The 14,592-nt window shown below is 36.5% G+C and carries 13 protein-coding genes; all 13 read left to right on the top strand.

What is annotated here, in order from left to right; all coding sequences use genetic code 11:
• Window positions 1–8: 8 nt before the first annotated feature.
• The 13 genes from BAZ10_RS01310 (at window position 9) to BAZ10_RS01250 (ending at window position 14,585) form a co-directional block, all read left to right on the top strand.
• Window positions 9–359 (top strand): hypothetical protein, encoded by a 351-nt coding sequence (locus BAZ10_RS01310; protein WP_059324027.1) that lies wholly within the window; start codon window positions 9–11, stop codon window positions 357–359.
• A 51-nt stretch (window positions 360–410) separates the two neighbouring features.
• Entirely contained in the window at window positions 411–1,286 is an 876-nt protein-coding gene (locus BAZ10_RS01305) for a pirin family protein (protein ID WP_078770488.1), read from the top strand.
• Between the two features lie 235 nt (window positions 1,287–1,521).
• Window positions 1,522–1,824 carry a GNAT family N-acetyltransferase gene (locus BAZ10_RS01300; protein WP_078770487.1) on the top strand — a complete coding sequence of 101 codons (303 nt, stop codon included), beginning with the start codon at window positions 1,522–1,524 and terminating at the stop codon, window positions 1,822–1,824.
• Between the two features lie 18 nt (window positions 1,825–1,842).
• Window positions 1,843–2,727, top strand: a complete 885-nt coding sequence (locus BAZ10_RS01295) for a pirin family protein (protein ID WP_078770486.1) — start codon at window positions 1,843–1,845, stop codon at window positions 2,725–2,727.
• A 118-nt stretch (window positions 2,728–2,845) separates the two neighbouring features.
• Window positions 2,846–4,084, top strand: a complete 1,239-nt coding sequence (gene fabF, locus BAZ10_RS01290; protein ID WP_078770543.1) for a beta-ketoacyl-ACP synthase II — start codon at window positions 2,846–2,848, stop codon at window positions 4,082–4,084.
• A gap of 72 nt (window positions 4,085–4,156) precedes the next feature.
• Window positions 4,157–5,566 carry a DHA2 family efflux MFS transporter permease subunit gene (locus BAZ10_RS01285; RefSeq protein WP_078770485.1) on the top strand — a complete coding sequence of 470 codons (1,410 nt, stop codon included), beginning with the start codon at window positions 4,157–4,159 and terminating at the stop codon, window positions 5,564–5,566.
• Window positions 5,567–5,797: 231 nt separating this feature from the next.
• Window positions 5,798–6,652, top strand: a complete 855-nt coding sequence (hisG, locus tag BAZ10_RS01280) for an ATP phosphoribosyltransferase (RefSeq protein ID WP_165690083.1) — start codon at window positions 5,798–5,800, stop codon at window positions 6,650–6,652.
• A 113-nt stretch (window positions 6,653–6,765) separates the two neighbouring features.
• Entirely contained in the window at window positions 6,766–8,085 is a 1,320-nt protein-coding gene (gene hisD / locus BAZ10_RS01275; RefSeq protein WP_078770483.1) for a histidinol dehydrogenase, read from the top strand.
• Window positions 8,072–9,100, top strand: coding sequence for a histidinol-phosphate transaminase (hisC, locus tag BAZ10_RS01270; protein ID WP_078770482.1), 1,029 nt, complete (start codon window positions 8,072–8,074; stop codon window positions 9,098–9,100). Before hisD ends, hisC begins: the two co-directional genes overlap by 14 nt.
• A 28-nt stretch (window positions 9,101–9,128) precedes the next feature.
• Entirely contained in the window at window positions 9,129–10,262 is a 1,134-nt protein-coding gene (gene hisB, locus BAZ10_RS01265) for a bifunctional histidinol-phosphatase/imidazoleglycerol-phosphate dehydratase HisB (protein WP_078770481.1), read from the top strand.
• A gap of 86 nt (window positions 10,263–10,348) precedes the next feature.
• Window positions 10,349–10,702 carry a four helix bundle protein gene (locus BAZ10_RS01260; protein WP_078770480.1) on the top strand — a complete coding sequence of 118 codons (354 nt, stop codon included), beginning with the start codon at window positions 10,349–10,351 and terminating at the stop codon, window positions 10,700–10,702.
• Window positions 10,703–10,793: 91 nt separating this feature from the next.
• Entirely contained in the window at window positions 10,794–11,372 is a 579-nt protein-coding gene (gene hisH, locus BAZ10_RS01255; RefSeq protein ID WP_078770479.1) for an imidazole glycerol phosphate synthase subunit HisH, read from the top strand.
• Between the two features lie 15 nt (window positions 11,373–11,387).
• Entirely contained in the window at window positions 11,388–14,585 is a 3,198-nt protein-coding gene (locus BAZ10_RS01250; protein ID WP_078770478.1) for a S41 family peptidase, read from the top strand.
• Window positions 14,586–14,592 lie beyond the last annotated feature (7 nt).

The following is a 14,592-nucleotide window of genomic DNA, read 5'->3' as shown; positions in this document are numbered from 1 at the left end:
GAGTTATTATGAAAACTTTAGAAATGCTTTTGGTAACCAACCAACAAATCGATTTCAGCCAGTTCAACAACTGGAAAATCACATTAGTAGACAATATAGAAACTGCTATTGAAAAAATTCAGAGCATTGATTTCAATCTCATTGCTTTGGAAAACAATTTTGACAAAGATTCAGTTTCTAAATTACAGAAAATAGCAGGCTTTCAGCAAAGCGATGTACTTGTATTTTCTTTTTCATCTGCTGCAGATATTATTGAGAAAAGTAATCAGATTGCAGAAGATTTAAAAATACAAAAACAGCAAAACTATTCTTTTACAGATAATATGTTTGCCAGCCATCCTCTGTATTGCAGCAACTAATTCAGCAATTGGCAAAATTAATTCACAATCACAACTTATAAATCAGACATCATGAACACTAAAAAAATAGAAGCAGTAATAGCACCACAAGGAACACATTTCGTAGGAGATGGATTCCGTGTGCATAACTTTATCCCTGGCGTATCAGGACTTAGTATGCAACGTATGAGCCCGTTTATTATGTTGGATTACAACTCAAAATTTGTCTTCCCGCCTAGTGAACATTTAAAAGGTGTTGGCGTGCATCCACACAAAGGATTTGAAACCGTTACTATAGCTTATAAGGGGCGTGTTGCACACCATGACAGCAGTGGTGGTGGCGGAGTTATTGGTGAGGGAGATGTACAATGGATGACAGCTGCCTCCGGTATATTACACAAAGAATACCATGAAGAAAACTTCAACCGTACTGGTGGTGAGTTTCAGATGGTACAATTGTGGGTAAATCTTCCTGCAAAAGATAAAACATCAGCTCCTAAATATCAGGCAATCACAAATGCCAATATGACAAAAGTTGATCTTCCTGATCAGGCTGGAAGTATTGAGATTATCGCCGGAAATTATAATGAACACAAAGGCCCGGCCTTTACATTTACTCCGGTAAACTTAATGAATGCTAAGTTGAATGCAGGTGGAAAAGCAAGCTTTAGTTTCCCTGCAAATTACAACACTGCAGCATTGGTTATTGAAGGAAGTGTAAAAGTAAACGGGATCGATGCGCCAACCGATAACTTTATACTTTTTGAAAACAATGGTGAAGATTTCACTATTGAAGCAACAGAAAATGCAATTGTTCTAATTATGAGCGGGGAACCTATCAATGAGCCCATTTTTGCTCATGGTCCGTTTGTAATGAATACCCGTGAAGAAATTATTCAAGCTTTTGATGATTTTAACAGAGGAAAATTCGGAACTTTACAAGACTAATATTTTATAAACCACAAAAGAAACAAAAAGAATAAGATTCATTTTAAATTTTAATTTAAACAAATGTTGGCTTCGATATTTCGCCAGGTTCACTATAAACTCAGCTCAGCCTGACACCTCAAAATAAAAGGAAGATACTTTCGAAGCTTAATATTTTCAGAAAAACTTTTGTTTCTTTTGCGGTTAAAATAAACTATTACATGAATATCGCTAAACATATCTAAAAACAAATATTATGAAACCAGAATTTGAAAACATCCCGTTGATTAAAGCACCTCAACAATACGAAATTGAAATAGATGGCAGTAAAGCCTTTATTACTTACAGGGAAAGCAACAGCACTATTACCCTTCTTCATACCGAAGTAGAACCTGCATTACAGGGAATGGGTGCATCTACAGCTGTAATCGAGAAAACATTGGCAGCAATAGAAGAAAGCGGCAAAAAGCTCAACCCACTTTGTCCTTTGGTAGTTGCTTATATCAAGAGACATCCGGAATGGAAAAGAATCGTAGCCGATAATGTAACTTCTTTATAAAAATTAAAACAAACAAACATGTCAAATATAGGAATCATCATCCCGGAAAGGGCAGCAGATATTGGTAATTTTATGGTAGGAAGACTCCTTCCTTTTATTGAAAAAAGATCAGTAGGACCATTCGTTTTTATCGACCATATGGGGCCTGCAAACTTAAAAGATTATCAAAATCTGGATGTACCGCCACACCCACACATTGGCCTTTCTACATTAACTTATTTATTTGAAGGTTCAATATTCCATCGTGACAGTATAGGCTCTGCAGTAGAAATTCAACCTGGCGCTGTTAACTGGATGACTGCAGGGAAAGGTGTTGTACATTCAGAAAGAACTCCTGAATATCTTCGTCATACCGATAAAAGATTACATGGATTGCAAATCTGGGTTGCTCTTCCAAAGCATCTTGAAGGTAGTGAGCCTAGCTTTCATCATATAGAAGCATCTGATATACCTACATGGGAAACAGATGGGGTACACTATAAACTAATCGCAGGTGAAGCTTTTGGTAAAACATCACCTGTTCCTGTACACAGCAAATTATACTTCGTAGAGATTAAAACCGGAGACAAACCTGCTAAAATCAGCATAGGAAATGATCTTTATGGTGAAAGTGCATTGTACATTCTGGAAGGTAATATCAAAAGTGAGGGCAATACTTATGAACCAAAATTCATTTTAATAGCAAAAGATGCAAAATTATGTGAATTTGAAATGGATGCGAATACCACTGTTTATATTTTCGGTGGAGAACCTTTTCCGGAAGAAAGATATATTCACTGGAACTTCGTAAGCTCTGACAAACAAATAATTGAACAGGCAAAACATGACTGGAAAGATCAAAAATTCCCTAAAGTACCAGGAGAGACAGAGTTTGTACCTCTACCTGCAACATCTTTAAAATAAAACTTTTTATAAAGCTTTTTTAGCGCAATATATATTATCTATAGCATAGTTTATGCTTCTTGCCGTATATTTGCATTTCGTTTTTTTAAAAGCCCAGATTTATTATATAAAGTTTACAATGAAAAGAGTTGTTGTTACAGGATTAGGAACTATAAATCCTTTAGGAAGTAACGTTGAAGAATTCTGGAGTAATATTACCGCCGGAAAAAGTGCAGGAAATAAAGTAACACATTTTGATTCTACCCGTTTCAGAACTCAGGTAGCATGCGAAGTAAAAGGTTTTGACCCGCTAAAATATCTAGATAAAAATGAGATCAAACGTAGTGATCTCTTTACACAATATGCATTATACAGTGCTGCTCAGGCTATGGAAGATGCCAATTTTGATCTGTCCAAAATGGATCCGTTCGATTTTGGTGTAATCTGGGGAACAGGACAAGGCGGAATGCAAACCTTTGAAAATGAAGTTGAGAATTATATAAATGGAGACAAAAATCCACGTTTCAATCCTTTCTTTATTCCAAAATTATTAGTCAATATGGCTTCAGGCCTTATTTCTATGAAATTTGGTTTACAGGGAATCAACTATACTCCTGTATCCGCATGTGCTACAGGAAACAGTGCTATTATGGATGCTTTTAACTACATCCGTATTGGTAAAGCAAAGGCTTTTATCACCGGAGGATCAGAAGCTGGAATTACTCCGGCTTCTTTCGGAGGTTTTGCTGCATTAAAAGCGATGACTGCCCGAAATAATGATCCACAAACTGCCAGCAGACCTTTTGATAAAGACCGAGATGGTTTTGTTATGGGAGAAGGTGGAGCTGCTTTGATATTAGAAGAATATGAGCATGCAAAGGCAAGAGGTGCAAAAATATATGCTGAGGTAGTAGGTGCTGCAATGACTGCAGATGCTTATCATATTACCTCTCCACATCCACAAGGTTTGGGTGCTTCTAAATCTATGCAACTGGCTTTGGAAGAAGCGGGAGTAAAACCTGAAGAGCTTGACTATCTGAACCTTCACGCAACATCTACTCCAATTGGTGATATTGCAGAAGTTAATGCTGTGAAAACAGTATTCGGAGGATCAAAAAACCTTCATGTAAGCTCTACAAAATCCATGACTGGACACCTGCTTGGTGCTGCAGGAGCTATTGAAGCTATTATTTCTATTAAAGCAATTAATGATAATATTGTTCCGCCTACAATCAATATGACAGAACCGGATCCTGAGATTCCGGAAGAAATACAGATTGTATTTAATGAATCATTACACAAAGAAGTGAAAACAGCGATGAGTAATGCATTTGGTTTCGGAGGACATAACAGTACAGTAGTATTTAAAGAGCTTTAATTAAAGCTCTTTTTTTATTATTAAATTTGAGAGAAAGAGACGTTTAACAATACAAGAGTAATCTAAAACACGATGAATGCTCAGAATAAAGATTTAAACAATACTTATAAATTTCTGCCCTGGATAGCTGCTCTGGCAATTTTCATGCAGTCGCTGGACGGAACCATTCTTAATACCGCACTACCTTCCATTGCGCAAGACATGAACCGTTCTCCCCTTACCATGCAATCCATTATCATTTCTTATGTCTTAATCCTTGCCCTACTAATACCGCTTAGTGGTTGGTTATCGGATAGATTTGGTTCCAAAAAAATATTTATATGGGCTGTCGGAATATTCACTGTAGGCTCATTACTCTGTGCCCTCTCCACGAATTTAGGTTTTCTTATACTCTCCCGAATTATTCAGGCGATTGGAGGCTCCATGATGGTTCCGGTTTCCCGTCTGGCAATCTTATATACTTACTCCAAGGACAAACTATTGGGAGTTATTAATTTTATTACAATTCCCGGACTGGTTGGTCCTATTATCGGTCCTACACTAGGTGGCTGGCTCGTGGATGTTGCCAGCTGGCACTGGAATTTTCTGATCAATATTCCTATCGGAATCGCCGGAATACTTTTTGCCCGAAAATATATGCCTGATTACGTAAATAAAGGCAAAAAATTTGATCTTACCGGAATGCTACTGTTTAGCGGCTCTCTACTACTCCTGACAGTTGCTATAGAGCTTGGCTCCGAAAAAGTGATCAATGGCTGGTGGCTTATTTTGGTATTTGCTACAGGTATTCTTTTAATGAATATGTATTACCGCCATTTCAAAAAAGTAGATAACCCTCTCATAGATCTTAATCTGATAAAAATAAGAACATTAAGAATTGGTGTTTTTGGAAACCTTCTTACCCGACTGGGAATTGGCGGAATGCCACTACTTTTACCTCTTTTATTTCAGGTTGGCTTTAAACATACAGCCATTATATCGGGGATGATGCTTATCCCGTCAGCTATTACAACTATTATGGTAAAACCATGGGTTGTTCCTATTGTAAAAAAACTTGGGTATAAAAAAACATTGATTATCAATACCATTCTCATTGCTGTTATTATTTCATTATTTGCTATACCAGATCAAAATACACCATTGCCATTACTGATTCCACTCTTGGTTATATACGGAGCTGTAAACTCTATTCAGCTGGCAACGATGAATACACTTTCCTTGTCGGATCTGGATAATAAAAATGCCAGTAATGGCAATAGCCTCCTAATGGTTATGCAGCAATTATCCATGAGTCTGGGAATATCAGTTGGTGCTTACCTTCTGAATAAATATGGTGATCTGCCTTGGGTAGATCATTCAAATTCTATAACCGTGTTTCGCTATACTTTCCTTACCATGGGCGTATTAACGGCATTAGCCAGCCTTATATTCTTTCGCCTAAAAAGCTCCGATGGCGATAGTTTGACTGGTGTAAAGCACTAATTAAAAAAAATTATCTAAAATATTTTGCAGTTCAAAAATAAGTTATAGATTTGCATAGTAGAAAAACAAAAAATGAAATTCAACGCTGTACATCATCACCATCATCATTCTTGCAACAGGCGAGTTGATTAGTTGTGTGTACACCTAAGATATATAAAACCCGTCTGAGCAGTCATGACGGGTTTTTATTTTTCTGCATTGCTGCTCAGATCCAAACATCAAAAATTAGACATGAATCTGAAAATTGCAATCCAGAAAAAAGGACGACTTAGCGAAACTTCACTTAAACTGCTTGAAGAATGTGGCATCAATATTTCCAACGGAAGCAGAATCCTAAAGGCCACAGCAAAAAATTTCCCAATCGAAATCTTATTTCTTCGTGACGACGATATCCCTCAATATGTAGAACAGGGAGTTGTAGACATAGGTATACTTGGTGAAAACGAGGTACTGGAAAAAGATAAAAATATAGATATTATTTCCAGACTGGGTTTTGCAGCCTGCAATCTTTGCCTGGCTATTCCTAAAGATGAAGAATACAGCGGAATCAGCTATTTCGAAGACAAAAAAATTGCTACTTCATATCCTAAAATCCTGACTAAATTCTTTCAAGAACAAAACATCAATGTACAGATTGAAGAAATTGGCGGCAGTGTAGAAATAGCACCAAGCATAGGGCTGGCCAATGCAATATTCGATATTGTAAGTACAGGTTCTACCCTGCTGACGAACGGATTAAAGCAAGTAGAAACAGTAATGAAAAGTGAGGCTGTTCTGGTAGCAGGTAAAAATCTTCCGGAAGCACAGCAAAAAATTCTCGACCGTTTATTATTCAGAATAAAAGCCGTTCAGAACTCTGCAGAAAACAAATATATTCTACTGAATGCCCCCAGTGATAAACTACAGGAAATCATAGATGTTTTACCCGGAATGAAAGCACCTACCGTACTCCCATTGGCCACAGCGGGATGGTCCTCGGTACACTCTGTAATTAAAGAAGATACATTCTGGGAAATTATAGAACAGCTAAAGGATCTCGGTGCGGAAGGTATTCTGGTATTGGAAATTGAAAAGATGATACTCTGATAAAGTACGAAGTTAGAAGTACGAAATACGAAGTATAAAATTTACTAATTCACCTATTGACACATTGATTTTATAAAATCAGATAACTACACCCCTTATAACTTACACCTCTCATGCAAACTTATATAAATCCGCCTCTTTCAGAATGGAAAAATCTTATTCAGCGCCCTGTACAAAAGACTGAAGACTTGCAGAATATTGTACTGACAGTTTTTGAAGATATCAAAAATGAAAAGGACAAGGCACTAATTGATTACACTAAAAAATTTGATAAAGCAGATCTAACTAATATCAGAGTAACAGCTGATGAAATAGAAACGGCAATAGCTTCAGTTTCTGAAGAACTCAAGCAGGCCATTCAGATCGCAGCTTCTAATATTGAGAAGTTTCACGCTTCACAAAAAGAGAGTAAAAATATTATTGAAACCACTGAAGGTGTAAACTGCTGGCGAGAGGCAAGACCAATTGAAAACATAGGTATTTATATTCCCGGAGGAAGTGCTCCACTATTTTCAACGGTTCTTATGCTGGGAATTCCAGCTCGGTTAGCAGGTTGTAAAAGCATTACATTGTGCACCCCACCTGATAAAAATGGAAATATAAATCCGGCTATACTTTATACAGCCTACCTTATCGGAATTAAAAACATCTATAAAGTTGGTGGTATTCAGGCCATAGGAGCTATGACTTTCGGAACGGAGACTATTGAAAAAGCGGATAAAATATTTGGTCCCGGAAATCAATATGTAACTGCAGCAAAGCAGGTTGCTCAGAACTTTGGTGTGGCAATAGATATGCCTGCCGGTCCGAGTGAAGTTCTGATAATAGCAGACACTACATCCAATCCGGAATTTGTAGCTGCAGATTTACTATCCCAAGCAGAACACGGCAGTGATTCTCAAGTCATACTCCTGACAACAGATGAAAATATTCTCCAGCAAACTCTTTCTCAGATAGAAAACCAACTTACTCAGTTACCACGAAAATCAATAGCATCTCAGGCACTTTTACAGAGTCGTGGTGCTGTATTGAATAGTATTGAAGAATGTATAGCATTCTCTAACCTCTATGCGCCGGAACACTTGATTCTTGCTATGGAAAGTGCCGAAAACTACACCGATAGCATTACTTCCGCAGGATCAGTATTTCTGGGGAATTTCTCGTGCGAGAGCGCCGGAGATTATGCATCAGGAACCAATCACACCTTACCAACTAACGGATATGCCCGAAATTACAGCGGCGTATCACTGGATAGTTTTGTTAAAAAAATCACATTTCAGAAAGTTACCGAAAAAGGGATTCAGAATATAGGACCAAGTATTGAAAAGATGGCTGAAGCAGAAGAACTGTTTGCACACAAAAATGCAGTTTCTGTTCGCCTGAAATCGTTTAATTCCCAAAACAACACAATTATAAAAGATGAAAAATTTTAATTTAGAAAGCCTGATTCGTCCCAATATCCTGAAACTAAAACCCTACTCTTCCGCAAGAGACGAGTATAATGGTGATACGGGTATTTTTCTGGATGCCAATGAAAACCCTTTCGGTACTCTTAACCGTTACCCCGATCCCTATCAGAAAGAAGTAAAGGAAAAGCTAAGTGCTTTGAAAAACATTCCTGTATCTCAAATTTTTCTGGGTAATGGTAGTGATGAAGTCATAGATCTGGTGTTCAGAATTTTCTGTACACCAGGTAATGACAAGGCTTTGGTATTTACTCCTACTTATGGAATGTATGAAGTATCGGCAAATATCAATGATACTGAACTTTTACAATTACCTCTCAATCACAACTTTCAAATTGACAGAGAAGCAGTTATCCCATTTCTGAAAGATGAAAATCTAAAGCTTATTTTTATATGCTCTCCCAATAATCCTACAGGAAACAGTATAGAAAATGTAGATTTTATCCTCGAAAATTTCAACGGAATCGTATTTGTAGATGAGGCTTATATAGATTTTAGTTCTCAAAAAAGCTGGACCGAAAAACTTGAGCAATATCCTAATCTTATTATTAGTCAAACTTTTAGTAAAGCTCGCGGATTAGCTGCTGTACGTGTTGGTATTGCTTATAGCTCTCCGGAAATCATTTCTCTGTTAAATAAAACAAAACCACCCTATAATGTAAGTCAACTCAATCAGGAAGCTGCTTTGATAGCTTTGGTAGATGATGAAAAATACCAGTCGGAAATAAAAACCATTCTTGAAGAAAAAGAACGCCTGGAAAAGGCACTTTTGAAACTTGCAGTGATCAAAAAAATCTATCCGTCTGATGCCAACTTTATTTTGGCCGAAGTAAATGATGCTGATGAAATTTATAATAATTTAGTTCAGCAGAAAATTATTACTCGAAACAGAAATAGTGTAATTGCCAATTGCATAAGAATTACCATAGGAACAACAGAAGAAAACAACCAGCTGATTGCAGCCTTGAAACCTTATAACTAATAATCTTATAACTTATAGCCTTAGAAAAATGAAAAAAGTCCTATTTATAGACCGTGATGGAACTTTAGTTTTAGAACCAGAAGATTATCAGGTAGACAGTTTTACAAAATTAGAATTCTACCCTGAAGTATTTCAGTATCTTTCAAAAATTGCACGTGAGCTCGATTATGAGCTGGTAATGGTTACCAACCAGGATGGATTAGGCACTGATGTTCACCCTGAAGAAAACTTCTGGCCGGTACACCAGTTTATTATCAAAGCTCTTGAAAATGAAGATATCTATTTTTCAGAGGTTCTTATTGATAAAACATTCCCTTCTGAGAATGCCCCTACCCGAAAACCAAATACCGGATTACTTACCCGCTATATTAATAACCCTGAATACGATTTACAAAACTCATTTGTTATTGGCGACAGGATTACTGATATAAAGTTGGCTAAGAATTTAGACTCAAAAGGAATTTTCATTGCTAATGATGAGAATCTGGGAGCTGAAGAAATATCAAAAGAAGAGAGTCTTGAGCAATATATTGCTCTGAAAACAACTTCATGGAAATCGATCTATGAATTCCTGAAACTGGAAGCACGTACAGCCTCGGTTGAACGAAATACCAATGAAACTAAAATAAAAATCAATCTGAATCTGGATGGTACCGGAAAATCTAATATACAAACCGGACTTGGATTCTTTGATCATATGTTGGATCAAATTGCCCGCCACGGACAAATGGACTTAGACATACAGGTGTCTGGTGACCTTGAAGTAGATGAACACCACACCATAGAAGATACCGCTATCGCATTAGGAGAAGTTTTCGCCAAAGCTTTGGGTAATAAATTAGGAATTGAACGTTATGGCTTTACCTTACCTATGGACGACTGCCTGGCTCAGGTAGCCATAGATTTCGGTGGAAGAAACTGGCTTGTATGGGATGCAGATTTTAAAAGAGAAAAAATTGGAGAGATGCCTACAGAGATGTTTTATCATTTCTTCAAGTCTTTTACCGACGGAGCAAAGGCCAATCTCAATATCAAAGCCGAAGGACAAAATGAACACCACAAAATAGAAGCTATTTTCAAGGCTTTTGCTAAAGCTATAAAATCTGCTGTAAAACGTGATCCGGAAAAAATGATACTTCCCTCTACCAAAGGAATGTTGTAAAATTAGAAGTACGAAATTAGAAGTACGAAATGTAAAATAAACGATTTAAATTAAGCTAGAAGTACGAAATAAAAAACTGATAAATTATGAAAGAGTTTGATCTAAAAATACGCACGCAGCAGTATGCTATCAATATGTTGTTTTTTCTGGAAACTCTTCCACATAAATATCCTTATACAGCTTTTACCAATCAGTTAACCCGAGCAAGCTTATCTGTAGGAGCCAATTACGGAGCTGCGCAGAGGGCAAAATCAAATGCTGATTTTATTAATAAATTAAAAATTGTAGAGGAAGAAGCTGATGAATGTTTGTATTTTCTTGAAGTACTAAAAAGTTTCAATTCAAACTACTCGGATAAAATATCTATTCTTCATCAGGAAGGAGAAGAAATTCTAAAAATAATTGTAACAATAATCAATAAAGCCAGGAATAATCAATAAATGATTTTTCACATTCATAATTCTAATCTCTTACTTCTAACTTCGTAATTCGTACTTCTAACTTTTAACTTCATAATTCTAAATTAAAAACATGATTGCTATTGTTAAATATAATGCAGGAAACGTAAAATCTGTTTACAATGCAGTAACCCGACTGGGTTACGATGCTATTATTACCGATGATCCACAGATCCTGCAAAATTCTGATAAGGTAATATTTCCCGGAGTTGGAGAAGCTAGTTCTGCCATGAAATATTTACAGGAAAGAGGACTGGATAAAATTATCATTAACCTGAAACAGCCAGTTTTAGGAATATGTCTTGGCCAGCAATTGCTTTGCAAAAATTCTGAAGAAGGGAATGTCGATTGTCTGGGTATATTCGATGCCGGAGTTCGAAAATTTCCGGCCGAAGATATAGTTCCGCACATGGGCTGGAATACTCTTACCAATCTAAATAGTGTTATTTTCAACAATATTGAAGAAAATAAAGATGTTTACTATGTACACAGCTATTATTGCGAGCTTTCCGAAGATACAGCTGCTGTAACAAACTACATTCTGCCTTTTTCCGCATCATTTCAGAAAGGAAATTTCTATACAACGCAGTTCCACCCTGAAAAATCCGCGTCAACAGGTGAAGAAATCCTAAAGAATTTTCTAAGTTTATAAAAAAATTAACTGTATATGAAAAAACTTTATGTTTCATTGTTGGCTGCCTTTGCTATTATTCAGATTTCGGCACAAGAAAAGTCTTATTTTTTATCGGGCCCTTCACTAAGTCCGGATGGAAAAACTGCTTATTTTTCTTATGATGGAGATATCTGGAAAGTAGACTCCAATGGTGGGAATGCCTCCAGAATTACCGCTCTAGAAGGAGAAGAGATAAATCCACGTATTTCCCCCGATGGAAAATGGCTTGCATTCAGCTCCAATCAGTATGGAAATTATGATGTATATGTAATGCCAGCCGAAGGCGGAACAATAAAACAGTTAACTTTCCATACCGGTAAAGACGAAATGGAAAACTGGGGATGGGATAGCAAAACCATTTATTTTACTTCAAGCAGAAATAATAATTTCGGCAGTTTTAAAACAACTATAGAAGGGAAAACTCCACAAAAGCTTTTCAATAACTATTTCAATAATACTAATGGTCTGGCAGAAACTCCTGCAGGAGAATATCTTTTCACAAGTTCTATGGAAAGTGCTAACCAGACTTACCGTAAGCGTTACAAAGGAGAAAATAACCCTGATATCCTGGGCTATAGTCCAAAGACTAACTCTTTTAAACAATATACCAACTACGAAGGAAAAGATTTCAATCCAAGTGTAGATAAAAATGGTGTTATTTATTTTATCTCTGATGAGAATAATAATGAATACAATCTTTATAAAATTGAAAATGGTAAAAAGCTCGCATTAACTCAGTTTGATACCTCTATCAAAAAACCTTTTGTTGCAGCAAACGGATCTAAGGTAATCTTCGAAAAAGACTATCAGCTTTACATATATGATGTAGCTTCAAAAAACACAAAACTTCTGAATGCCAGTCTGAATACGAATAAGACACTGGCAAAAGAGCAGAACTTTAGTGTAGACAATACTATTTCCTATTACGATGTGTCACCAGACGGTAAAAAAATGGCTTTTGTAAGCCGAGGTGTACTATTTGTTTCTGATGTTGAAGGAAAATTTACACAACAAGTTTCTGATGGCAAAGAGCGTGTAATGGAAGTAAAATGGTTAAAAGATAACCGCACATTACTTTTCAGTCAGACCGATAAAGGTTACCAAAACTGGTTTACAATTTCTGCAGACGGAAAAGGGCAACTAAAACAATTAACTCACGATGCCCGTAATAACCGAAGTATCACACTTAATAATGATCTTTCAAAAGCGGTTTATCTAAGTGGCCGTGACGAAGTCAGATTACTGGATTTAAAAACTTTTAATTCCAATACTATTGTAAAGGATGAGATTTGGGCATTCCAAAACTCGAGACCTTCTTTTTCACCGAATAATGAATATGTACTATTCTCTGCAAAAAGAAATTTTGAACTTGATATTTTTGTTTACAACATTAAGAAGGGCCAGACCATAAACCTTACCAATACCGGAGTTTCCGAAGAGGATCCTTATTGGTCTCCAAATGGCAAATATATTTACTTTGCAAGTGACAGAACCAACCCATCTTACCCTTTGGGCATGCAGAAATCCAATATTTACCGTATGGCCCTGGATTGGTTCGATGAACCCTATAAATCTGAAAAGTTTGATAAACTTTTTACAGAAGAAGTAAAAGAAACGAAGCCTGCAGACACTGCAAAAGATACAAAGAACAGTAAAGACAAAAAGGCTAAAGAAACTAAAAAGGAAGAAGTTACAGATAAAAAAGAAGAGAAAGAACCTGTAATTAAAGAATTAAAGGTTAATCCGGAATATGCCCTGGAAAGAATTGAAATGGTAACGGACAGATATGGCTATCAGGAAGATCCAACAGTTTTTGCTGATGATAAAAAAGAAATTCTGTTGTATAATTCCAATCAGGATAACGGAAAAAGACAACTCTTTAAAAAGGTTTTCATAGATTTTGAACCTGCAAAATCCGAGAAGGTATTTGACAAAGCAGCTTATTATATCACAAAAAATAATAAAAACCTTTTTGCATTAATAGAAGGCAATGTTTATAAAATGTCTTTAGCCGCTTTAAAGCCTGAAAAGGTAAACATCCAGTATACTTTCAATAAAGACCTGGCTTCGGAATTCACCCAGATGTATGATGAAACCTGGACAGGTGTTGAGGAGAACTTCTATGATGAGAAATTCCACGGCATTAACTGGAAAGCTAAAAAGGAACAGTATGCTAAATATGTTCCGTATGTAAACAACAGAAATGATCTGAGAATTTTATTGAATGATCTTTTGGGTGAACTGAACTCATCACACACAGGATTCTCTTCAGTCGGAAAAGAAGAAACAAAACAGCTGAATTACTTTACAAACGAAACAGGAATTATCTTTAAGAAAGATCAGCCTTATACAGTAGAAAGTATTGTACGTAAATCCCCGGCATTCTTATCGGGTGTTGATATTAAACCGGGAGATCAGTTAGTAGCCGTAAATGGTAAAAATATTGATACTCGTGAAAACCGTGAATCTTATTTTGCTACTCCTAAAAAACTGGATGAACTGGTTCTTACTTTCAGCCGTAGTGGAAAAAACATCACAACCAAAGTGCACCCTATTTCGAATATGGAGCTAAAAGGTCTGCTTTATGATGATTGGATTTTCACCAACCGCCAACGTGTCAACCAGCTTAGTAACAATCGCATTGCTTATTCGTACATGAAAAACATGTCTACAGATGAGCTGGACCGATTCCTTCTGGACATGGTGGAACAGGAAAACAGAAAAGATGCTGTTATTCTTGATTTGCGATATAACACAGGTGGAAACGTTCATGATAAAGTACTGAACTTCTTATCACAAAAACCTTATCTGCAATGGAAATATCGTGAAGGAAAAATGACGACACAACCAAACTTTGCTCCTTCCGGAAAACCAATAGTACTATTAATAAACGAAAGCTCTCTAAGTGATGCAGAGATGACAGCAGCCGGATTTAAAGCCCTGAAACTTGGAAAAATTATAGGTCAGGATACTTACCGCTGGATCATCTTTACTTCAGGAAAAGGTCTTGTAGACGGATCTTCTTACAGATTACCTTCTTGGGGAACTTACACTCTGGATGGGCAAAATCTTGAAAAAACAGGTGTAAAACCTGATATTTATATTAAAAATACCTTTATGGACCGGTTACAAGGAAATGATCCACAACTGGATCGGGCCATTCAGGAGATATTAAAAGACCTGAAAAAATAAAAAAACA

It is taken from the genome of Elizabethkingia occulta (assembly GCF_002023715.1).
GTDB classification, from domain to species: domain Bacteria; phylum Bacteroidota; class Bacteroidia; order Flavobacteriales; family Weeksellaceae; genus Elizabethkingia; species Elizabethkingia occulta.
The sequence above is the reverse complement of the archived record's forward strand: the minus strand, read 5'-3'. Positions and strand labels throughout refer to the sequence as shown.